The sequence below is a fragment of the Candidatus Acetothermia bacterium genome (assembly GCA_024653305.1).
GTDB lineage: Bacteria > Bipolaricaulota > Bipolaricaulia > Bipolaricaulales > Bipolaricaulaceae > JACIWI01.
Genome location: JANLFW010000016.1, coordinates 1 through 21,695, shown reverse-complemented (window position 1 = coordinate 21,695; position 21,695 = coordinate 1). Strand labels below are relative to the sequence as shown.

The window sequence follows — 21,695 nt, the reverse complement described above, 5'->3', positions numbered from 1 at the left end:
ACTAGGTTTGAGCGCGTCCAGTGTTGGAAGGGGGTAGAAAGGTGGCAGGCAAGGTGATGAAGTGGGTACAGCCGGATCCCAAACGCCAGAACTGGTACTGGCCGACCGATGCCCTGCGCGAGCGCGCCTGGGTGTCCGACGCCAAGGTGTACGAACAGGCGGCGGCCGACCCCCCATCGTTCTGGGCCCAGCGGGCCGAGGAGATCGCCTGGTTCAAGAAGTGGACCAAGGTGTACGAGGAGGAACCCTACGCGTTCCGCTGGTTCGTGGGGGGGAAGCTCAACCTCTCCTACAACTCTCTGGACCGGCACGTGGAAGCGGGCAAGGGCGGGAAGGTCGCCCTGATCTGGGAGCCTGAGCCCCCCGATGAGCCGAACCGGATCTTCACGTACAAGGAACTCCTGGACGAGGTGGCGCGGTTCGCGAACGCCCTCAAAGCCCTAGGCGTGCGCAAGGGCGATCGGGTAGGGATTTATCTCCCCATGATCCCCGAGGTGGTGATCGCCATGCAGGCGGTGGTGCGGATCGGGGCCGTGCACACGGTGGTGTTCTCCGCGTTCTCGCCGGAGGCGCTCCGGGATCGGCTGCTCGACTGCGGGGCCAAGGTCCTCATCACTGCCGACGGCTACTTCCGGCGCGGGAAGCTGATCCCGCTCAAGCCCCAGGCCGACCAGGCCCTGGCCGGGACTCAGGTCCAGAAGCTGATCGTGGTCCGCCGGGCTGGGAACGAGATCCCGCTTACCCCCGGTCGCGACGTGTGGTACCACGAGGTCGTGCGCGGGCAGTCCCCGGTCTGCCGGCCGGAGGAGATGGATGCCGAAGACCTCGCGTTCATCCTGTACACCTCGGGTACCACCGGGAAACCGAAAGGGGCCATGCACACCACCGGTGGCTATGCGGTTCAGGTGTACGCCACCTGCAAGTGGGACTTCGACCTGCACGGCGACGACATCCACTGGTGCACCGCGGACGTGGGGTGGATCACCGGCCACTCCTATTTGAACTACGGACCGCTGATGAACGGGGTGGCCACGGTGGTGTTCGAGGGCACCCCCGACTTCCCGGACTTCGGCCGGATGTGGGCGGTGATCGCCAAGCACAGGGTGACCGTGTACTACACCGCCCCCACTGCGATCCGCATGCACGTCAAATGGGGTGAGGAGTGGCCAGCGAAGTACGACCTCTCCTCGCTCAAGGTCCTGGGCACGGTGGGCGAGCCGATCAACGAAGACGCGTGGCTGTGGTACTTCGAGCACATCGGGGGGGGAAGGTGCCCGATCATCGACACGTGGTGGCAGACGGAGACCGGGGCCACCTGTGTCCAGGCCCTGCCCGGCATCGGCCCGTTCATCCCCACCGTGGCTGGCCGCCCGTTCCCCGGGATCCGCGCCAAGATCGTGGACGCCGGTGGACAGCCGGTGAAGACCGGGGAGGGCGGGTACCTCGTGCTCGAGCCCCCGTTCCCGCCGGCCCTACTCCGGGGCCTGTACGGCGACCCGGAGAAGTACAAGGGCACCTACTTCGCTGAGTTCGGGCCCAACCTCTACTTCACCCGGGATGGCGCCCGGATGGACGAGATGGGGAACATCCGCATCACCGGCCGCGTGGACGACGTGATGAACGTGGCCGGGCACCGCCTGGCCACCGCCGAGGTGGAGGATGCCCTGTCCCAGCATCCCCTCGTCTCGGAGGTGGCGGTGGTGTCCAAGCCCGACGAGGTGAAGGGCGAGGTGCCGGTGGCGTTTGTCCTCCTCAAGAAGGGGGTCCAGAGTTCCCCGGACCTGCAGAAGGAGCTCATCAAGACGGTGGACCAGCACATCGGGCCCACCGCCCGTCCGGCGGCGATCTACTTTGCCGAGGATGTCCCCAAGACCCGGTCCGGGAAGATCATGCGCCGGGTGCTCAAGGCCCTGGTGCGGGGCGATCCCTTGGGGGACATCTCCACCCTGCGCAACCCGGAGTCGGTGGAGGAGCTCAAAGCGGTGGTGGGGTACAAGGGCTGACGGGGGCTGCAGGTGGCGCGAAGGAGCGGGGCGGACGTTCGTCCGCCCCCTCCTCTGAAGGAGGCGACGATGGGGACGGTTCGGGTGGGGGGAATGCCGGCGGAGAAGGGGCGCTGGCTGTTCGTGGGGTGCGGGCTCCTCGCCAACGTGTGCCTGGGCGCGGTGTACGCGTTCAGCGTGTTCCGCAAGCCCCTCGAGGAGCTGTGGGGGATCAAGGCCTCCGAAAGCGGCCTTCCGTTCATGGTGTTCCTGGCCGTGTTCGCCCTCGGGATGGCGTTCGCCGGGGGGCTGGTGGAGCGGTGGGGACCGCGCAAGACCGGGATCCTGGGCGGGATCCTGGTGGGGATCGGCTGGATCCTGTCCGGTTTTTCTCCCAATATCCTCCTCTTGACCCTCCTCTACGGCGTGGTCGGCGGGGCCGGGGTCGGGGTGGCCTACGGCTGCCCGATCGCCGTGGCCACGAAGTGGTTCCCGGACAGAAAAGGCCTTGCGGTTGGGCTGACGGTGATGGGGTTCGGCATCTCCGCCCTCGTCGTCGCCCCCGTCACGGGCGCCCTCATCGGTTCGGTCGGTGTCCTGCGGACGTTCACGTACCTGGGGATCGCCTTCCTCGCCGCGTTGGTGGTCCTGGCCTTGCCGCTTCGGTTCCCGCCTGCGGGGTGGCGCCCGGCCGGCTGGGCGGGCGCGCCGGCGAAGGCGGGCACGGTGGAGCTCGACCGGAGCGAGATGGTGCGCACGGCTTCGTTCTACGCCCTGTGGGCCACGTACACCATCGGGTGCTTGAGCGGCCTGATGGCGATCGGCATTGCCGCCCCGTTCGGGCGAGAGGTGGCCCGCCTGTCCGCGTCCCTCTCCGCGCTGGCCGTGTCCGTGTTTGCCGTGTTCAACGGGGCTGGCCGGCCCCTGTTCGGGTGGCTCACCGATCGGTTGACCCCGCGGTATGCGGCCCTGGTGTCGTTCGGGCTCATCCTCGTTGCCGCCGCCGCCCTATGGCGGTGGGGCGAGGGGAGTGCGATCGCGTACTTCATCGCGTTCAGCGTGCTGTGGCTGAACCTCGGGGGATGGCTCGCCATCGCCCCTACGGCCACCGCCACGTTGTTTGGGACCAAACATTACGGGAAGAACTACGGCCTCGTGTTCACCGCGTACGGGGCGGGGGCGATCCTGGGGAACGTGCTTTCCGGGGTGCTTCGCGACGCCACCGGCACGTATCTCGCGGTGTTCCCCTCGGTGATGGCCCTGGCCGCGCTCGGGCTCGTGGTGGCCCTGGTCGGGCTCCGGCCGGTGAAAGCCCGCCGCTAGCTAGGCGTGGAGCGCTTTGTACAACCGCTCCGCGGCCGCCCGGGGCAGGCCGGGCACGGATAGGAGCTCCTCCAGCGATGCCTTCCGCAGACCGTCCAGGGACCCGAACCGGGTGAGCAGAAGCTGCCTCCGCTTGGGGCCGATGCCCTCCACCTCGTCCAACAGGCTCGCCAACGACCGCCGCCCTCGCAGGTGACGGTGGTACTCCACCGCGAACCGGTGGGCCTCGTCGCGGACCCGCTGCAGGAGCTTGAGGGCCGGCGAGCCCCGGGGGAGGCGGACCGGCTCCCCCCGCCCCGGGACGTAGACGAGCTCCTCCCGCTTGGCGAGCGCCGCGAGCTCGATCCCCCCAAGCTCTAGCTCGGCCAGGACCCGCTCCGCCACCGCGAGCTGCCCCTTGCCGCCGTCGACGAGGATGAGGTCGGGCAAGTCGGAGAACCGGCCGCGGGAGAGCGAGGGGTCGGAGAGCTCGGCCAGGCCGTGGCGGAGCCTCCGGCGGAGGACTTCCTCCATCATCGCGTAGTCGTCGGGCCTCCCGGAGATCCTCACCCGGAACCGGCGGTAGGCATCCCGCCGCGGGCGGCCGCCCACGAAGGCAACCATGGACCCCGTGGCCTCCTCCCCTTGGAGGTTGGAGATGTCGAAGGCCTCGATCCGCCACGGGCGGACGGAAAGAGACAGCGCCTCCGCAAGCTCGTCCACTGCCTCCTCCTCCGCCGGGAGGGCCTGTTCCTCCTCCGCCCGCCTCAGGGAGAGCGCGGCGTTGCGCTCGGCCATCTCAAGGAGCGCCTTCCGCTCCGGGGAGCGGGGGACGGCGACGTGCACGGCGGACCCCCGGCGGCGGGCGAGGTAGGCCTCCAGGGCGGTGAGCCCCGGGACGGGGGACGGGACGAGGACCTCCGGGGGGATGGCCGTGGCCCGGGTGTAGTACTGGTCGAGGAACTCCTCCAGGGCGTCCTCGGCCGTCGCCCCGTGGGGGAGGGAGAGGGCGAACCCCTCCCGGCCGATGAGGCGCCCCCCGCGGACGAGGAGCACCGTTCCGTAGCCCCGGTCCCCGTCCGCGGCCACGGCGAGGGCATCGAGGTCCACCGGGTCGGGGAGGGCCACGGTCTGCCGCTCCCGGATCCGCTGCAGGGCCTGGATCGTGTCCCGCAGCCGCGCGGCGTGCTCGAACCGCTCCTCGGAGGAGGCCCGCACCATCTCCAGGGCGAGGTCCTCCAGGACCCGTTCCACCCGGCCCTCGAACAGGTGGGCTGCGGCGTCCACGGAGCGGCGGTACTCCTCCTCCGTGACCAGGCCCGCGCAGGGGCCGGAGCAGCGGCCGATGGAATAGAGGAGGCAGGGCCGCTCGTAGGTCTTCTCCCCGAGGGGGAGGTTGCAGGTGCGAATGGGGAAGAGCTTGTGGGCGAGCTTGAGCAGCCGGCGCATGGCGCGGCTGGAGGTGAAGGGCCCGAAGTAGCGGGCGCCGTCGTCGGCGGGGCGGCGGACGACGAGGACCCGGGGGAACGGCTCGGCGGTGACCTTGAGGTAGGGGTAGCGCTTGTCGTCGCGGAGGCGGACGTTGAACCGGGGACGGTGCTTCTTGACGAGGGCGTCCTCGAGGACGAGGGCGTCCTCCTCGGTGGGGGTGACGATGGCCTCGAGGTGGGCCGCTTCGCGGAGGAGGAGGCGGGCCTTGGGGGAGGGGCGGGAGGCGAAGTAGGAGCGGACCCGGTCCCGGAGGGAGGCGGCCTTGCCCACGTAGAGGACCGTGCCGTCCGGGCCGCGGAACAGGTAGACGCCGGGGTCCTTGGGTAGCCCCCGTGCCTTCTCGGCCAGGTCGCTGGTCTTTGCCATGCCGGGTCAGATTCTCCGCGGCCTGAAGCCGGTGTGCACGGGGGTGGTGCGCTCGATCTCACACCACGTCTAGCTTTGGGACTGGTTGGGAAACGACCTCTGGCCAAGCCGAGTAGCGGCGGGGTCCATCCCCGCCGCGCGGCCTCCGCGATCGTTTCCACGTAGGGTCGGGGTTCATCCCCGACGGGGGCGCCTTTCAGGGGTCGAGGTGGGTTTCTATAGCCATGCCTGACAGGGAGAAGGCGGGGTCCATCCCCACGCGTGTGGGGAATACGGCACTTGCTCCGGGGGGTGCAATGGTCTGCGACCGGTCCATCCCCACGCGTGTGGGGAATACGAGAGTGGCCGCATTCGCAGCTCGAAGGGGAGGAGGTCCATCCCCACGCGTGTGGGGAATACTCGTTGACTTTGCCCCGAATCCAGCTCATCGGAAGGTCCATCCCCACGCGTGTGGGGAATACTCCCGGTCAGCACTTGTACATATCCTTTGTCCCACGGTCCATCCCCACGCGTGTGGGGAATACCCTCACCGGTCACTGCGACGAAGAAAGCGTCTTCGGTCCATCCCCACGCGTGTGGGGAATACGCCATCGTCAGATGTCTTCCACTCGGATCGAGCGCGGTCCATCCCCACGCGTGTGGGGAATACCGAGCGCGGAGCTGAGGCGGAAGGCATACACAGGGTCCATCCCCACGCGTGTGGGGAATACGCGGTGTGTGACACCAAGAACCGATAGGATCTCAGGTCCATCCCCACGCGTGTGGGGAATACCGTCCGGGAGTCGATCTCCGGGGATTGGTTCCTCGGTCCATCCCCACGCGTGTGGGGAATACGTCGCGGAACATCGCCCCGAGTATCTGGGCAAAAGGTCCATCCCCACGCGTGTGGGGAATACGGCGGATAAGTATGAGGCAAAGTAGCCTTTCCGCGGTCCATCCCCACGCGTGTGGGGAATACGGCCCAAGGGAAGGGCGGGGGAGTATTCCCCCCGGTCCATCCCCACGCGTGTGGGGAATACTCTCCGCGATCTTCTTTTCCCATGCCTGTTTCGGTCCATCCCCACGCGTGTGGGGAATACGTATCCGCCGTGGGGGATTGCGTTTCAGGTGACAGGTCCATCCCCACGCGTGTGGGGAATACTGGCAGTCGAGGCCAGTTGGCGGCGCATGATGTCCGGTCCATCCCCACGCGTGTGGGGAATACGCGATGGTGTAGCTCCGGCTGGTTTCGAATGCGACGGTCCATCCCCACGCGTGTGGGGAATACACTTCACCCCGTCTGCGTTCAGTCGCTCTCCGGCCCCCCGAAGTCTTCCTCGGCAACCTCAACCCTCCTCCTGACCCCCACCAATAGTAGCCCGTCCAGATCCACCAGGCGCCGGTTCTCCTCTCCAGCCATGCGAATCCCAAACCCCTGCTCGTTGTCCGTCGGCCACACTTGGCAACAACGGCCTCCGCCTCCCTTCTGAACACACTTCTCCCATAGCAGGTCACGCACCAGTCCGCTCACCCTCCCCACAAACACCCCTGTCTGAATCTCGATCAGCCACCGGCTCAGTTCCCCCCTCAGAGACCGGGGAACCTTCTCCAACACCATCACCACCATAGTTCACCCCGCCTTGAACCGACGAGTCAGGATCCCAGAGCTCGCCCGGTCGCGCCCCATCGTCGGAGAAGAGACCTTGTTCAACAACACCTCCGTCGGTTTCTCCACCCAACCCGTCGAACAGCCTCAGCAGGTCGGTCACTACCCGCTCCAAAAGCCGGATTTCCTTGGCCCTGTCCCGCACCGCCCGGCGGACACGGCCTTCCACACCCGCAGTGCCCTGAGCCACGGTCCGGAACGCCACGGGGATAGCGAGATCGGCCTTGTACAGATCAGCAATGTCGTACACGAAAGATAGCATTCTGCCCGTATGGATGAACCCCAGTCCAGGGCTATACCCCAAGGACACGATGGCTGCGTGGCAGATCCCGTACAAAACTGACGACGCGCTGGAAACCGCCCGGTTTACGGCGTCCGCGGTTCCCCAAGACCCACGGTCGTACCGCCTGCCCGACCAGGAAACCCCGGTCTCGCGGCTCCAACGGGCGTACGTGTCCCGGACCCGCACGCCCTCCAGCCCTCGAACCTGACGCAGCGAAAGCCCTTCGGGGAGGGGGGTGGAAAACCTGAACCGGTAGAGACGCATTACCACTTCCATGTGGGCCCGAGGGTCAGCCCAAGCCTGTGCTTGCTGCATCAGCCGGAGGCTGTTGCGGGTCTCCCCAAGCCCGCTTGCATAGAAGCGCGAACCATCCTCCCCCAGCCACATGATGCAGCACCCATGGTCAGTCAGGGTCTTCACAGCGGCATGGGTGATCGTAGTGCCAGGACCCAACATGAGAACACCCACCGCTGCCGCGGGGATCGCCACCACATCGTCCTTGCGAAACGCCGTCACCGACCCGTGGGTCTGCTCCACCACCGCTCGCTCCAGGTACAGGAAGGAAAGCCCGTCGGAGAACTGGGGAAGCTCGCGTAGGCTCTTCCCGGACGTGGCCATGGTCTAGCGCGGAGGCGCAACCGACAGGAGGCCCAACCCCAGCCCTTTGGCCGGACCGATACCGCGCTCGATCGCCTTTCGGCAGGCACCAGGTTCCTCCACTCGCAGCAGACCCTCGAACAAGGCTGCGAACACCGTAAGCTTTGCCCCTTCCTTGAACCCCACGACGCGTTCCTCGGAGACAACAGCAGCGGCCAACACTTGACACCCGGCTTGGGCCATCTTGCGGTGGAGCCAGGACATCTTACCTTCCTCGGTAAGAAGCCCAAGTCGCTTGCCAAGACGCTTTACCGTCGGATTTGCCTTGAGGCGGAACCGCAGCACCTGGCCGGAGTAGAGCTTCGGGTCGAACACCTTTGGGCTGGTCGGGTCGACCTGGGCATAACCAGGGTGCCGCTGGAGGAGGAGGTCCCAGTCTGGACAGGTCAGCGTCTGGACGAGGAGCACCGGTTCTTGATTCCGCCTTGGCTCCAGCCGCCACAGGAGGCGCTCCCGTCCTGCCACGGCCTCCCCGGCCACGGCCCACACGAGCGTGCGGTGCATGTCGTAGGGGTTGGCCAAGTCACGCCGCACCGCCGCCGAACGCGGGTTCAGCACAAGCTTACTCAGCCACAACGCGCACCTCCTCCTTGGGCAGCGTCTCCTCCCGCACGTACCGGGGCCCGAAACGGCGGTCGGCAAACGGAGCTATGGGCTGGTCGTACACGAGGCGCCCTTGGCCGTCGGGCGCCTCCAAGACGAGGAGAAGGTCCTCGTGTGGAGGCTCTTCCGAGAGGTAGGGGTAGTCTCGGAGCGCTTCTCTGAGCGCGGCGTCCCGGAGGCCATCGGGCAGATAGGGGGGAGGGCTCGGGACGTAGCTCTTGCGGCCCAGGTAGAGGGGGAAACGGGGGTTCTTCAGGGCTTCGTGGAGCTGGCGAAGAAGCTCCCCGTCCCCCTCGAGGCCCACCAGGAAGGCGGCGTCGGAAAGGAAGTACCGCCAGCTTTGCACGTCCCGATTGGGACTGCTTAGGCTAGCGGGGATGATGTTCCGGGCGGTCTGGTAGTCCACCTTGAGGACCCCCTTCCGGTCCACCCGCACGCCCATCATTAAGGCGGCCAGGTCGGAAACGTCTTCCCTCCTGTCCCGGCCGAGGGCGGCCGCCAGGAGGCCCACCACCCCGCTTTTCGTGGGGTAGGGCCAGGTGTCCCGGTGGTCAAAGCGGCTCCGGGTGCCCCAGGACTGCAGGGGGCCTTGAAGACGAAGAAGCAGGGTGGCCATCCTACACCCCCAACAGAGCTTCCATCGCCTTCTCGGCCTCCTCCCTGAGGCGCGGCATGGTCGGCAACAACGGAAGCCATTCCACTCTACCCGCTTCCGTGAGGTTCAGCGCTCCTTTCCATTCGGGATCGAGGGTGCCGTAGACCCGGTCAAACGTTTCCCACTCCCGGAGCAGGGCCTCCACCGAGAACGTGGAGAGCGCCCTGCCCTCCTTGCCCCACACGGGCTTCTCAAAGGCCGTGGCCAGGTTGCGGGGAAGCCCCGCCCCGGCGCGGAAGGCCACGAAGAGGGGCGGGTTGTGGGCGGCGAAGCTGTTCTGCTTGCCTGAGGGGAGGGTCAGGGCGAAGGCCTCTAGAAAGGCCAAGGCCCCCTTCAAGGCCAGGTCTTTGTCCCCCTGGAGGTTCTCCAAAAGTTTCTCCAGGTCCACCAGGGCGTAGCGGTAGAGGGTGGCGGAGTAGAACTCCACGTCCCCCATCATCCCGGCCCCCGTCTCCTCCTTGGGGTTCAGGTCGTCCACGGCGGTGTAGAAGTCAAACTCCCGGTCCACCTTGTGGGTGGAGATGGCGTGGGCCACCTGGGCCGCGGCGTCCACCCCGAGCTCGGGCCGGTCCGCCAGCATCCGCCCGAAAAGGGCCACGTCCACGGCCTTGCCCCCGTCCAGGACGCGCTCCAGGGTCTCTTTCAGATCGGGGTCTACGTCCGCCTTCTTCTTCCCCTTCACCTCTCCGGAAAGGGCTTCGAGGTTCTCCCGGATCAGGCGGGCGAGCTCGTCCAGCTCCCTGTGCCCCAGAAAGAGGAGGTACTCCGTCTTCCCCTCCTTCACCCCAAAGCCCATGGCGTTCAAGGCGTTCTCTATGGCCCGGCGCGCCGCGGCCTCCTCCACGTCCCCAAGCCGGCGGAAAAGCTCTTCCAGAAGACGCTTCGTCCGCACGGCCCGCTCCTCCTCGGAAAGGAGGGACCAGTCCCTGAAGGCCACCCGGACCGCCCGCTTCTGGGCCTGGCTGGAGATCCTGGCCCGCCGATAACCCCCGAAGAGGGCGTCCTTGGGGCTTCCCGTGTCGTCCCGGTTCAGGTTGCACGGGGCCACCGTCTGAATCACATGCGCTTCCAAAAGCTTCATGCCTCCACCTCCTCTGCTCCGCTGTCCTGGATCCCTTTAGCCGCCTCTTCACCGTAAAACTCCCTGGCCCAGCGGACCTGGACCCGGCGCTCCGGGCTCGCAAACCAGCCCAGGAGGTCGTCCAACAGCCGGGCGAAGTCCAGCCCTCCCTTCAAAAGCCCCACCGCCTGGCGCAACCGGAAGGCGATCTGGTCCCGGTCGGCGTCCAGGAGGGCCAAAAAGCGCAGCTCCACGCTTCCTGGGTCCTGCGCCTTCTCCCTTAGGGCCCGGGCCAGGGTGTGGCCCCCCCGGTGGTCCCCGTCCTTCAGGGCGTACAGGGCCGCCACCAGGTAGTGGGCCTCCCGCCTCCAGCCCTCTTCCTTCACGAAGGGCTCCACGTAGGGCATGGCCTTGGGGTAGGCCCCAGGGGGAAAGGCGAGGCTCCGCCTGAGGGCTGCCCGCGCCGCCGTCCAGGCCTTCTCTCTCTTGAGGCGCTCCAGCCAATCCAAAAACCGCTCTCCGTGGCTCATGCCTTCACCTCCGCACCGAGCCGCCCAAGCAACCGTCCCAGAACCCGCTCCCCCTGGGCCAGGGCCTTCAGGTGCCTGGCCCCCGTGCCCAGGAAGAGACGGGTGGCCGTCCATGCTTCCTGAGCTGCCCACCTCAGCTCTTGCCGCCAGGTTTCTACTGCACCCTCCTCACTGATCCGCCCCAAAAACCCCGGAAAGGCCCCGTCCAGTGCATGCCAGTAAAGGCGCTCCAGCGGAAGAGAGCCGGCGAAGTCGACGAGCTCCTTGCGGTCCCTCTCCCCCACCACCGCCCGGGTCACCTGAAGGGCAAGGTTGCGCAGGCCTTGCCCAAGCTCCTCGGCGGCCTTGAGGGCCTTCTCCAGGTTCTCCTCTCCTCTCGGGGAAAGAAGCCCGGGCGGCAGGGGGAAGACCTCCCGGCGGAGGTCCAGGATCTTGGCCTGGTCCGAGACCTGGCCAAGGACACGCAAGGTGGGGCGGATCTCCACTCCTTCCTCCTCCAAGAGGCCCTGGAGCTCATCCGCGTGTTCCACCGTGGCAGCCACCTTGCCCTCCTGCCTGGGGAGCATAGCGGAGAAGTCGCGCCAGAAGCTCCTTTCGGTGGAAAGCCTCAGCACCACGGAGCCGCCCCTCGGGTCTAGGCGCTGGGCCACCATGGGGTCGCGGTAGAAGGCCTCCAGGGGCTCCACCCCCGGGCCGTAGGCCATGTGGCGCACCCCATCCCCCTCGTCCAGGAGGCGCACCCCCCGGGAGGGCCAGGTGTAGACCCTGGTCCTGCCCGAGAGGGGCCACTCGGTCTTGGCGCCCTCGAGGTCCCCAAGCCTCAAAGGCGGTACCTCCCAGATGGGGGCGTCGTCCTCCGGGGTGTAGGGAACGAGGTTAAGAAGAAGGGCTTCCAGGAGGTTCCCCCCTGTGGGCAGAAAGAGAGCAGGACGAGCCACGGGCGCATCCTTGGCCGAGCCCACCCCGTGGCGGCGGAGCAGGCCCCCGAGGGCAAAGGTCTGGTGGACGAGGAGGGCCCGGGCGGCCTGAGCATAGCTAGCCTTGGGGACGTTTTCCTCGGTGGTGTGGTCAAATAGGGTGGGGTTGTTGCCGCTGGCGAGCTCGGGGAGGAGCTTGCTCCAGGGGAGGGGGTTTTTCGCAGGAAGGTCCGCCACCTGGAGGAAGGGGGCCTGGGGGTGGAAGAGGAAGAACCGGTCCCGATGGCGTTCCAGGTAGTCCTGGATGTGCGCCTTGGGAAAGCCTCCCGCCCGCCACCAGTCCAGAACGTCCTCCGGGCGGCGGGGGCCCTTTAGGGCCCGGTGGAGGAGGGCGAGCAGCAGGCGGTGGAGGGCGGCCTCCTCCAGGGGGGAAGGCGTTTCGATGCGGGCGATGCTTGGGGCCTCGAGGAGGGCCTCCCTGATCCCCACCTCCACCACCCGCCCGCCCCGCAGGACGGGAATCCAGGGCTCCTCCACGAGATTGAACTTCTGTTCCTCCAAGGGCTCACCTCCCCTCTTCAGACCACCGCCAGAACCCGATAGGTCCTGACGATTACGCTGGCTCATAGACGACCCCCAACTCCGGGTCCAGTTCCACGCGAAAGGCCTCACCCTTATTGCGGAAAACCCTTCCTACCTCCAGAGGCCTCAGGCCCCGCAGCAGTCCGCTTCGCCTCCAGGCGGCGGGTGGCTCCTCCTGAACGAGGTCCCGGACGATCGGGAAGCGGGACAGCCGCACCACGTGGCCGAAGAGGGCCTCGGCCTCGTCCCGGGAGAGCTCCCCCTCGAGTGGCGCCCTGCGCCGCCCCTCCCGGTCCAGGTAGAGCCCCTCCCCCAGCCGGAAGAGCGGAACCACGGCCACGCTGGGATCGCCCAGGCGGGTGAGGAAGCGCTGGGTATGGCGCTTTTCTTCGTCGTCTTCGAGGCGGAGCTCCCCCACCAACGCCGCCTCGTCCCAGTAGGCGAGGAGGCTTTCTAGCTCGCTCAGAGCAAGCTTCTCGGCGGTATCCGCTTCCTTCCTCCGGCGCTCCTTTAGGCGCCTCAGGCTCTCCCGTGCCCGTTCCCGAAGGCCCTCGGGGAACTTCTCGGCGTCCTCGGCCTCGTAGACCTCCTCCAGGAGGGGCTCGAGGTCCTGGGGAATGCGAAGCGAGGCGCGCCCCTCTAGTGCTCGCCAGGTGGAAAGGAGCACAAACTCCTCGTAGACCCGGTCCCAATAAAGGGGCGGGCCGAAGGTGAGACCCTTGGGAATGCTGAGAAGGAGCCGGGGGGAGGTGTGGGCGCTGGGGCGTGGGCGTTCGTGGCGGTGGAGCCTCCCCGCCCGCTGGAAGAGTAGGTCTATTGGGGCGAGGTCCGTGTAGAGCAGGTCAAAGTCCAGGTCCAGGCTCTGTTCCGCCACCTGCGTGGCCACCAGGATCGCCTTTTCCGGCCGGGGGCCGTACTTGCCGAAGAGGGCGAGGACCACTCCCTCCCGCAAGGCCCGCTCCTCCGCAGGGAAGCGGGCGTGGAGGAGGAAGACCAAGGTGCCGTCCGCAAGGCGCTTCCCCACCACGGCGTCCCCCTGCCCAGGCAAGGAGGACAGGACATCCCGCCAGGGGCCATTCCCTTCGCCCTCGCCGAGAAGACCGGCGAGCTCCCCCAGCGTGAGGGGCCTTTCCTCCCCCAGGGCCTGATAGAGGGACTGGGCCCGGTCCACGGTGTTGACGATAGCCCCCAGGGCTCCGGGGAGAGCCCCTTGTAGCCTCTCGGCAAGGGCGGCCAAGTCCACAGGCGCGGCCTGGAGGACCACCTCCACCTCCCGCGCGGCGGGTAGGGACACCGCCTTGACTTGGTCCCGCTCTACCAGGACTACCCGGGGATAAGACCCAAGATCACCCTTGACCTCCTCCCCGGTCCAAGCGGAGAGAATGGCCCTGCGCCTCGAAGGGGGGAGGGTGGCGGTCAGGACGAGGGCGCTGGAGCCCAGGGCCCTGAGCCAGCGCAAGAGGGCCAGCAACAGACCCGAAGTGTAGACGTCGTAGGCGTGCACTTCGTCCAACACCACCACCCGGTTCATGAGGCCCCATAGTCGTACGAAGTGGTGCTTGACCCGGAGCACCCCAAGGAGGGCCTGGTCCAGGGTGCCCACCCCGTTTTGGGCCAGCATGGCCCGCTTGCGGGCGGAAAACCACGCCGAGGCCACCGCGCCTCCCTCTTCCCCCTCCTCTCCCACCTGGGCGGGAGCGGCCCTCTCCACAAGCTCGGCGTAGCGCGTGTTGAGCAGAGCGGTGCCGTGCTGGAGCTGGACCTCCACCCTTTCTTCTTCCAGCAGGCGTTCCAGAAAGGCCTGGACCCTGGGGAAGATGCCGTTGGCCGTGGCCTGGGTGGGCAGGCCCACGTAGAGGCCCCGGTGACCTAGGGCGCGCTGGAGGAGGTGATGGGCGAACAGCGCGGCCTCCGTCTTCCCCATGCCCATGGGGGCCTCCACCAGGATGAGGACCGGCTCCTCGGGCTTCCCCAGCACCTGGGGGAGGGTCTTCTGGAGCGGGTTGGGTTCCGGGATATACGGGAAAAGTTCCTGAAAGGCCTTCTCGGGGGGAAGGCGGAAAGGCCGCCAGCCGAGCCGGGCCAGGGCCTCCCCGGCGAGGCGCAGGGCCTCCTCAAAGTAGCTAGGGGAAAGCGGGTCCCGACCGTAGGGGAAGAAGCCCGGGTCCGAGGCCACCCAGTCGGCGAAGGAGGCGAGGGCCATGACCCGGAGCACGGCCTCGGGCTTGGCCTCCCCATCCGCCTCCAGCCGGGGAAGAGGCGCCTGGAGCCTGCCGAAGAGCTCCTCCAGAAGCCACCTCCGGGCCTCCCACCAGAGGGGATGTTCCCCCTTGAGCTGGCGGCGGGCCGCCCTCTTCTCCTCGGCGCTCGCCGGGCAGCCGTGGTGAGCGCCGAGGGCGGCGGCGAGGTCGTTGGCCGCCCGCTGGGCGAGCCCCCTCTTCTTAAGGAGCGTCTTGAGGAAGAGTTCCGTGAAGACCCCGTGGGCCACCCGGTCCAGGCCCTCCTCCAAAGGGAGGCCCGCCTCTCGCGTTCGCTTGGCCCCCTCCTCCCAGGCCGCCTGGAAGACCGGGCTTGCCTTGCCCAGGTCATGCAGCCCTACCAGGAAGGCCACCCACCGCACCGCCTCCTCCACCGGCAGATCCCAGTCCCGGGCGTAGAGGGCCAGGGTGACCTTGGGCTCGCGGAGGAGAACCGCGTGGGCCACGGCGGCCGTGTCCAGCATGTGGTTGATCAGGGGGTGCCAGGGATCGCCGCTTTTCGCCCACAGTGCACAGCAGAATGGTGCGGCTAGCACTGCTCGCCCCTCGTTGCAGGGACGGCGACAAGAAAGCGCCTCGGAGGCCAGCTCCCCCACGGGCCCGGTGGGGCGTTGCGGCACCAGCCTACGGGTGCGAGTCCCGCCGCCTTCATGAAACGCTCCAGAACGCTCCAGATAATGCGAGTATATGGAAGAAGAAGACCTGCGGTCAAATCGCGGTTTGTGAGAGACCTAGGTGTTTCGGAGGTGAAGGCGGCGCGGTCGCGACAGTGGAAGAGCGAACAGGAAACAGGCCGTGGCCACGAGGACGATCGAGGCGCCGCTCGCGATCCCAACGTAGAACGAGACGTAGAGCCCGACAACCCCGGAGAGGACCCCCACCGCCGCGGACAGGACCATCATCCCCGGAAGCCGCCGCGCCAGAAGGTACGCTGTGGCCGGGGGGGTGATGAGCATCGCGAGCACCAGCGCCACCCCCACCGCCTGGAGGGAAATGACCACCGTCACCGCAATGAGGAGGAGCAGAAGGTACCGGAAAAGCCCCGTCCGCAACCGCAGCGTCGCCGCAAACGTGGGGTCGAACGACACCACCAGGAACTCCTTGTAGAACAAGACCACGGCCAGCACCACCGCCCCCCCGATCCCCCCCGTGAGCCCAAGGTCGAACGGTGAAACGGAGAGCACGTTTCCAAAGAGAAAGTGCGCAAGATCCACCGCGTAGCCCCGCACGGTAGAGATGAGGGCAATCCCCAGGGCAAACAGGCCCACGAACACGATCCCGATCGCCGTGTCCTCCCGGAACCGGCCCCGCCGGCTCAGGGCCCCGATCCCCAGCGCCGCCCCGGCCGCCGTCCCCAGGGCCCACAGGAGGATCGCCCCCCGGTTTCCCCGGTGGACGAGGTAGCCCACCGCCACCCCGGGGAGGATCGCGTGGGCCAGCGCGTCCCCGAAGAACGCCATCCCCCGCAGGACCACGTACGTCCCCACCACCCCGCACGTCGCCCCCACCACGGCCGCCGCGAGAAGCGCCCGCACCATGAACGGGTAGGCCAGGGGGGCGAGGAGGAACTCAACCATGGTCCCCCTCGCAGCAGCTCTCCCCCAGGGCCAGGGAGCCGGAGGGGGTCTCCAGGAGCCGGAGGCCGCTCCCGTACGCGTCCCGGAGCCGATCGGGCGTGAACACCGCCCCCGGCGGCCCGAACCCCACCGCCCGCCGGTTGAGGAGGAGGACAAGCGGGAAGTGGGCCTGGGCAAGGGCAAGCTCGTGGAGGGCAACGACCGCGGTGATCCCCTCCCCCCGCAGGCGCCCGAGGAGCTCGAGGATCCCCTCTTGGGCCGGGAGGTCGAGCCCGGCCAGGGGCTCGTCGAGGAGGAGGACGCTTGCCTCCTGGGCCAGGGCCCGGGCGATGAACATCCGCTGCCGCTCCCCGCCGGAGAGCTCGGCGATCGGCCGCCGGGCGAGGTGGGGGATCCCCACGATCCCCAGGGCCTGGGCGACCCGCTCCCGGTCCGGCCTCCCCGGGCGGCGGAGGGGCCCGAGCTTTCCCACCCGGCCCATCATCACCACGTCCGCCACCGCGAGGGGGAAGCGGAGGTCGGCCTCGGTCCGCTGGGGGAGGTAGGCAATGCAGATGTGGCGCGCCGGCCGGGCCCCGAAGATCCGCACCTCCCCTGCGGCGGGAAGGAGCGTCCCGGAAAGAACCCGCAACAGGGTCGTCTTCCCCGCGCCGTTCGGGCCCACCACGGCAAGGAGGTCGCCCGGCTCAAGCCGGAACGTGATCCCCTCCAGGGCGACCTTCCCGTCCAGGGCGACCGCGACTTCGCGGGCCTCCACCGCCGAGGCCCCGGTGTGGGCCAGGTCCGGGCAGGAGCGGCTCATCCTTTCAGTGCCTCCACGATCCGCCGCACGTTCTCCCGCATCATCGCAAGGTAGTCCGGCGCCGGCCCGTCCGGGCCGGTCAGGGTTCCCAGGTAGAGGATGACGATGCGCACCCCGGTGTCGGCGGCCAGCTGCGCGGCCAGCGCGGGGCTGAACGTGGGAGTCACGAACACCGCCGGCACGCCAAGCGCCCGGAGCTGGTCCGCGAGCTGGGCCAGGTCCCGGGCCGACGGCTCGGCGAGGGTGCTGAAGGAGGGCACGATCGCCCCGGCCTCCACGAACCCGTAGCGGGCAGCGAAGTAGCCCAGGGCGCGGTGGTCGGCCACCAGCCGGCGCCGGTCGGCGGGGATGGCCGCCACCTGGTCCTGGATCCACAGGTCGAGGTCGTGCAGGGCGGACCGGTAGGCCTCGGCGCGGGCCGCGTACTCTTCCGCCCCCGCGGGGTCAACCGCGCTCAACGCGCGCTCGATACGCCGGGTCCACAGGATCACGTTCGTCGGGTCGAGCCACACGTGGGGATCGATCCCCTCCTCGTCCTCCAGGGTTCGGAAGGGCACCTCCGCTGACAGGTCCACCACCTTTGCCTGGACCTCGGGGCTGGTGAGGATGGGGGCCAGCGTCTCCTCCAGCCCGGCCCCGCTTGCGAACACCACCTCCGCCCGGGCCAGGGCCACGAGGTCCCGCGGCGTGGGCTCAAACGCGTGGGGATCGGTCCCCAGGGGCATGAGGACAGAGAGGGAGATCCGCTCGCCCCCCACCTGGGCCACCACGTCCCCGACGATGGACGTCGTGGCGGCCACGGAGGGCGGGGCCGCCATCCCCAAGGGTCCCGCGAGCACGAGCGCCAACAGCCCAAGCATGCCCTTCGCGCCAGTCACGTGCGGAGTGTATCGTCCCCTTCTGGCGAGGGACAAGGAGGGACCCGTCCCAGGAGGGCGCGGGCCCTCCCCACGGTCCGGGGCGCTACGCCTTGATCTTCCCCACCGGGGCGAGGTAGATCGTGAACTCGTCCACCCCGTCCACCCCGAGGAGGGCGTCCATCTTCTCCTGGTGGTAGGCGCCGATCGCGCACGTCCCCGCCCCAATCGCCGCGCACGCGAGGTACAGGTTCTGGCACACGTGCCCGGCGTCGATGGCGATCACCTTGTGGGAAAGGACACCATACCGCCACTCCGTGCGGCATCTCGGCCATGATGGCATCCCCTGTGTTGGCTTGTAAGACCCGCCCCTCCTAAGACTCGACATGCCACCTCCCTTAGTCCTCACCCTGTTCCATGCTCGGTCCCCTCCGAAGCGGGGCTTTGCCCTCGCCGAATCCCCCTTCAACAGCAGCCAGGTTGGCCAGGATCCTCTCCAGATAACCCTCGAACTGGTCGATCTCCCGCTCGGAGAACCCGGTGTAGAACAGGCGCGTCATCTCCTGGGAAACACGCACGTAGGTGTCCTGCCAGGCCCGGTCCTTCTCCGTACGCACCACCAGGACCTCCCTGCGATCGCGGGGGGAGCGCGCTCGCTGCAGATAACCGGCCCCCTCCAGCCGGTCGAGCAAGCTGGTCAGGGTGGACTTCTTGAGGGAGGTCTTTCGTGCCAGCTCATGGATCGGCACCCTGTCCTCCTGCCACAGCACGAACATGATCCGCCCTTGGGCTGGGCTGATCTCCACCCCGTACTCCTTGAGCATGAGGGCGAAGATCCTCCCCGCCAGGCGGTTGATCCGACCGATCAGGAACCCGCCCCGGCTTCGGCCCTTCACGCCCCCTCCAGGCGGAACTCGAACCGGTGTCCTTTGTACCAGCCCATGGCCAGCTTGGGGACCAGGCGGAGCACGGTGTAGTCCAGGTCATCCGGCCCACCAGGGTAGTACCGTTCCCACCCCTCGTTCCACAGAGCGCGGCGGAGCTCTGAGTTGTCCACGATCTCCATATCTCCGCACAGCATCACGCCCTTGACCTGACACGGGTCGCAGTAGTAGGCGGATACCCGCGGATTGGCCCGGATCTCGCGCACCTTGCCCGAGGAGGTATTGGTGGTGAAGTAGACGAGCAGGTCGCGTTGGTGATTGGTGAACAAGTGGGCCTGGTTCGGGTACTGCCCTCGGTTGCGCAGGTTGAACATGGCTCGGGTGTGCGGGTATCCGTCGGCGCCGATCGTGGTTAGATACGCCGCCGGTGCTGTTTCCATCACCTCGATACATACCTGCTTCAGCTTTCCGATGTCCATCGCTCGCCTCCCCGAATTTGTTCGATACCTAATAATTTCCGTACGATTTCCGACAACCCCGCTGTCGAGTCGGACGCGGTCTTCCCAGGGTCGCGACCTGGTACACTGACGCCGTGCTGGTGCAAAAGTGCGTGTCATCACGCGTACCAGGATGGGCCGCACGTGCCCTCAGGAGGAGGCGATGGAGGAGACGCTCGGTTGGTTGCTAGAACCCGACAATCCCTCTGTACGATACTGGGCCCTCCAGTATCTCCTGGACAGGCCAAAGAATGACCCCGAGGTGCAGGCAGCCCTCAAGGCTATTCCCCGATCACCTGTAGTCAAACGTGTCTTCGCTCGCCAGGTCCTCCATGGATACTGGGGCGACCCCGACAATCCTTACCTGCCCAAGTACAAGTCCACCTATTGGACGGTGATGCTGCTTGGGTACCTTGGGCTTTGCCGCGACGATGAGCGAGTTCGCCGCGCGGTGGAATACCTCTTCCACTTCCAACAGCCCAACGGGGGCTTTGCCGAGTTCGGAGAAGAGGGGGCGCGCCGGGAGCACGCGCGCGTTGTCAGGAAATGCCTGGCACGCGGGAAAGGACCGCCGGAGGAGGGGGCCTTTATCGCCGACCTGGTTCATCAGATGACCCTCTCCTGCCTCACGGGCAACGTGGTCGCTGCCCTGTTGCGACTGGGCTACGAGGATGATCCGCGCCTGTGGCGAGCGGTGGACTGGCTCCTGGAGATTCAAAACGCCGATGGTGGGTGGCTTTGCCCCTATTGGAAGGCCCACGTGCGGGACAAGCACGGGTGCTTCTTCGGGACAATCTGCCCCCTGGAGGCCGTGGCCGAGATCCCACCGGATCGGCGTACACCTAGGATAGAGAAAGCCGCAGCTTGCGGGGTGGAGTTCCTACTCATGCACCACCTGTACAAGGCTGACCATCATGGATTTCGGACGATCAACCCCAACTGGCTGAAGCTGGGCTTCCCCTGGTTCTACCGCTATGACATTCTGCGCGGCCTGTGGGTGCTGACAAAGCTTGGCTATCGGGATGAGCGCATGGCCGACGCGCTTGCGGTGCTGCATGAGAAGCGTACACCCGAGGGGAAATGGGTGCTCGAGGTCACGCCCTCCGGGCGCATGCAGGCGAACCTCGAGAAGCGGGATCAACCCAGCAAGTGGGTCACGCTGTACGCATCGTACGTGTTGTGCGCGCAGCCTCGGTAGAACGGAAGTGGGGTTGCCATCGGGGTGGCGAATGGAGCTTGAAGTAGTCAACGAGGGCGCATTCAAACGCCATCCCGGGACACTACGTCCCGGGATGGCGCCATAGAAGAGATTGCTCTCGGATTACAGGAGCTTCAGCGCGAGCGAGATGCTGAGGTCCTTGGACCACTCGGTGGCGTTGGCAACCTTGCCGAACGAGAGGCTGATCCCGATGTTCGCTCCCCCAACTAAGAACGAGATCTGGAAGGTGCTCGAGATGGAGTCGACCGCATCGGCATCAACCGGCTTCACCCGCTGCAGGGCGATGCTGCCCTGGAACGACGAGATTTCGTCCAGGACGCGCTCATAGGACGCGGTAACGGTGAGCGTGTGCTGGTTCAGGATGTCGAATGGGCCTGCGGCCGCGGCTCGCAACAGAAGCTGCGATCCGGGCTCGGGGGCGTACGCCGCGTCCGCCGCCGCGGTCACCACGAGGTCGCGCGGGCCATCGTACGGATCCACGACCTCATAGCCGAGGCCGGCCTGCACCGCCCATCCGCAGTACCGCTCACGCCCCGTGGCGAGGATCTCGTCCTCGACCATCAAGATCGTGCGGGCATCGAGCTTCGTCCCTGATGCGCCTTCGAGCAGCCTGACCACCGTCGCCACGAGGTCCTTGACGTCGGCATACTCGATCCGACGGCCGATCTCCTTCCCGACGGCGAGGATCGTGTCGTCGGGCAATGCTGTGGAGATCGCCTTTCGCTCAAGCAGAATGGACTGTATACGGAACGCCTTCGCGAGCGGTGTCACATTCGAGAACCGGCCGTAACCGGCCCCCACGCTCATCCGCAACCCCGGCAGCGGCTGCCCGGTGGCGTACCCACCCTCGAACCCGGCGAACCCGAAGTAGGGCTCTTGCTCCGCGATGTAGTAGCGGAGCGTCCCCGACGCCTGCGTCGCCACGTCGGAGAGCCCCAGGTTGACGAGCCCCAGATCGCCCACACCGGCGAGCGTGTACCCGAGGTTCGGAGAGTCGTAGAGCTTGTTGAAACTCACCACTGCCCGACCGGCATTGACATCCACTCCCGGTGTGGTCGGGCTGTCGAAGTACCGGTAGTTCGCCGAGAGCCACAGGCTCGTGAGGTCCGTCTGCGGGGACCTGTAGTCACAGAGCTTAAGCGCCCCCGCCGCGCCCACCACGTCTGCGATCAGCAAGGCTGCCATCGCCATTGCGAACCGTCTGTTCATACGTCCCCCCTTTTCAAACAGTCAATACCGTAAGGCGCTTGTATTATACGGCTGCGGGGCAGGCTACACCCGTAGCAGCCACTAGGCCGGAAGATACGGGGGCAAGAAGCGAAAGTATCCTTTCCAAGGGCTTCACGGCGGGACATGGGGTCTACCATCGGATTTGTGCCCGGTGATGTAGCTAGTAGGATGGAGGCGTGGCGGGGGTGTGGCTCTTGGGGTCGGCGGCCCCTTCGGGCGCCGCTCGGTCTGAAATGCCTCTCGTTTCGTCCGGGGGAGTCCTCCGGGATGGTGCCGGTCCAAGCAGGCCTGTGGCTCT

At 67.3% G+C, this 21,695-nt stretch carries 18 protein-coding genes, 1 pseudogene and 1 CRISPR repeat array; of the genes and pseudogenes, 3 read left to right on the top strand and 16 right to left on the bottom strand.

Annotated elements, in window-relative coordinates; genetic code table 11:
- Window positions 1-56: 56 nt before the first annotated feature.
- Together acs and NUV94_06430 are read left to right on the top strand one after the other, a co-directional pair.
- Window positions 57-2,003 (top strand): acetate--CoA ligase, encoded by a 1,947-nt coding sequence (acs, locus tag NUV94_06435; GenBank protein ID MCR4392397.1) that lies wholly within the window; start codon window positions 57-59, stop codon window positions 2,001-2,003.
- 69 nt (window positions 2,004-2,072) lie between these two features.
- On the top strand, window positions 2,073-3,305 hold the full coding sequence (locus tag NUV94_06430) for an OFA family MFS transporter (protein MCR4392396.1): 1,233 nt from the start codon (window positions 2,073-2,075) through the stop codon (window positions 3,303-3,305).
- Here NUV94_06430 and uvrC read toward each other — a convergent pair whose 3' ends face one another.
- From uvrC to NUV94_06355, 15 genes and pseudogenes are all read right to left on the bottom strand, one after another.
- Window positions 3,306-5,141, bottom strand: a complete 1,836-nt coding sequence (gene uvrC, locus NUV94_06425) for an excinuclease ABC subunit UvrC (protein ID MCR4392395.1) — start codon at window positions 5,139-5,141, stop codon at window positions 3,306-3,308.
- Window positions 5,142-5,387: 246 nt separating this feature from the next.
- A CRISPR array of direct repeats spans window positions 5,388-6,408; the repeat unit is 28 nt; unit sequence GGTCCATCCCCACGCGTGTGGGGAATAC.
- A gap of 18 nt (window positions 6,409-6,426) precedes the next feature.
- A complete protein-coding gene (cas2e, locus tag NUV94_06420) occupies window positions 6,427-6,747 on the bottom strand; it encodes a type I-E CRISPR-associated endoribonuclease Cas2e (GenBank protein ID MCR4392394.1) in 321 nt (106 codons plus the stop codon).
- On the bottom strand, window positions 6,632-7,687 hold the full coding sequence (gene cas1e, locus NUV94_06415) for a type I-E CRISPR-associated endonuclease Cas1e (protein MCR4392393.1): 1,056 nt from the start codon (window positions 7,685-7,687) through the stop codon (window positions 6,632-6,634). The genes cas2e and cas1e overlap by 116 nt, the downstream gene beginning before the upstream one ends.
- 3 nt (window positions 7,688-7,690) lie before the next feature.
- Window positions 7,691-8,302 (bottom strand): type I-E CRISPR-associated protein Cas6/Cse3/CasE, encoded by a 612-nt coding sequence (gene cas6e / locus NUV94_06410; GenBank protein MCR4392392.1) that lies wholly within the window; start codon window positions 8,300-8,302, stop codon window positions 7,691-7,693.
- A complete protein-coding gene (cas5e, locus tag NUV94_06405) occupies window positions 8,289-8,945 on the bottom strand; it encodes a type I-E CRISPR-associated protein Cas5/CasD (protein ID MCR4392391.1) in 657 nt (218 codons plus the stop codon). The genes cas6e and cas5e overlap by 14 nt, the downstream gene beginning before the upstream one ends.
- Window position 8,946: 1 nt before the next feature.
- Entirely contained in the window at window positions 8,947-10,065 is a 1,119-nt protein-coding gene (gene cas7e / locus NUV94_06400; protein MCR4392390.1) for a type I-E CRISPR-associated protein Cas7/Cse4/CasC, read from the bottom strand.
- A complete protein-coding gene (gene casB / locus NUV94_06395) occupies window positions 10,062-10,574 on the bottom strand; it encodes a type I-E CRISPR-associated protein Cse2/CasB (protein MCR4392389.1) in 513 nt (170 codons plus the stop codon). The genes cas7e and casB overlap by 4 nt, the downstream gene beginning before the upstream one ends.
- A complete protein-coding gene (gene casA / locus NUV94_06390) occupies window positions 10,571-12,052 on the bottom strand; it encodes a type I-E CRISPR-associated protein Cse1/CasA (GenBank protein ID MCR4392388.1) in 1,482 nt (493 codons plus the stop codon). The genes casB and casA overlap by 4 nt, the downstream gene beginning before the upstream one ends.
- A 52-nt stretch (window positions 12,053-12,104) precedes the next feature.
- Entirely contained in the window at window positions 12,105-14,867 is a 2,763-nt protein-coding gene (locus tag NUV94_06385; protein ID MCR4392387.1) for a CRISPR-associated endonuclease Cas3'', read from the bottom strand.
- A gap of 195 nt (window positions 14,868-15,062) precedes the next feature.
- Window positions 15,063-15,908, bottom strand: a complete 846-nt coding sequence (locus NUV94_06380; protein MCR4392386.1) for a metal ABC transporter permease — start codon at window positions 15,906-15,908, stop codon at window positions 15,063-15,065.
- Window positions 15,901-16,710, bottom strand: coding sequence for an ABC transporter ATP-binding protein (locus tag NUV94_06375; protein MCR4392385.1), 810 nt, complete (start codon window positions 16,708-16,710; stop codon window positions 15,901-15,903). Before NUV94_06375 ends, NUV94_06380 begins: the two co-directional genes overlap by 8 nt.
- Window positions 16,707-17,588, bottom strand: coding sequence for a metal ABC transporter substrate-binding protein (locus NUV94_06370; protein MCR4392384.1), 882 nt, complete (start codon window positions 17,586-17,588; stop codon window positions 16,707-16,709). The genes NUV94_06375 and NUV94_06370 overlap by 4 nt, the downstream gene beginning before the upstream one ends.
- An 85-nt stretch (window positions 17,589-17,673) precedes the next feature.
- Window positions 17,674-17,889, bottom strand: a pseudogene (locus NUV94_06365) (SagB/ThcOx family dehydrogenase).
- A 76-nt stretch (window positions 17,890-17,965) separates the two neighbouring features.
- Window positions 17,966-18,463: a MarR family transcriptional regulator gene (locus NUV94_06360; protein ID MCR4392383.1), complete on the bottom strand. Its 498-nt coding sequence runs from the start codon at window positions 18,461-18,463 to the stop codon at window positions 17,966-17,968.
- Window positions 18,460-18,930, bottom strand: coding sequence for a pyridoxamine 5'-phosphate oxidase family protein (locus NUV94_06355; GenBank protein ID MCR4392382.1), 471 nt, complete (start codon window positions 18,928-18,930; stop codon window positions 18,460-18,462). Before NUV94_06355 ends, NUV94_06360 begins: the two co-directional genes overlap by 4 nt.
- 181 nt (window positions 18,931-19,111) lie before the next feature.
- On the opposite strand from NUV94_06355, the gene NUV94_06350 reads away from it, so the two are divergent.
- Complete coding sequence (locus NUV94_06350; protein ID MCR4392381.1) at window positions 19,112-20,146, top strand: hypothetical protein; 1,035 nt, start codon at window positions 19,112-19,114, stop codon at window positions 20,144-20,146.
- Between the two features lie 123 nt (window positions 20,147-20,269).
- Here NUV94_06350 and NUV94_06345 read toward each other — a convergent pair whose 3' ends face one another.
- Window positions 20,270-21,376, bottom strand: coding sequence for a hypothetical protein (locus tag NUV94_06345; GenBank protein MCR4392380.1), 1,107 nt, complete (start codon window positions 21,374-21,376; stop codon window positions 20,270-20,272).
- Window positions 21,377-21,695 lie beyond the last annotated feature (319 nt).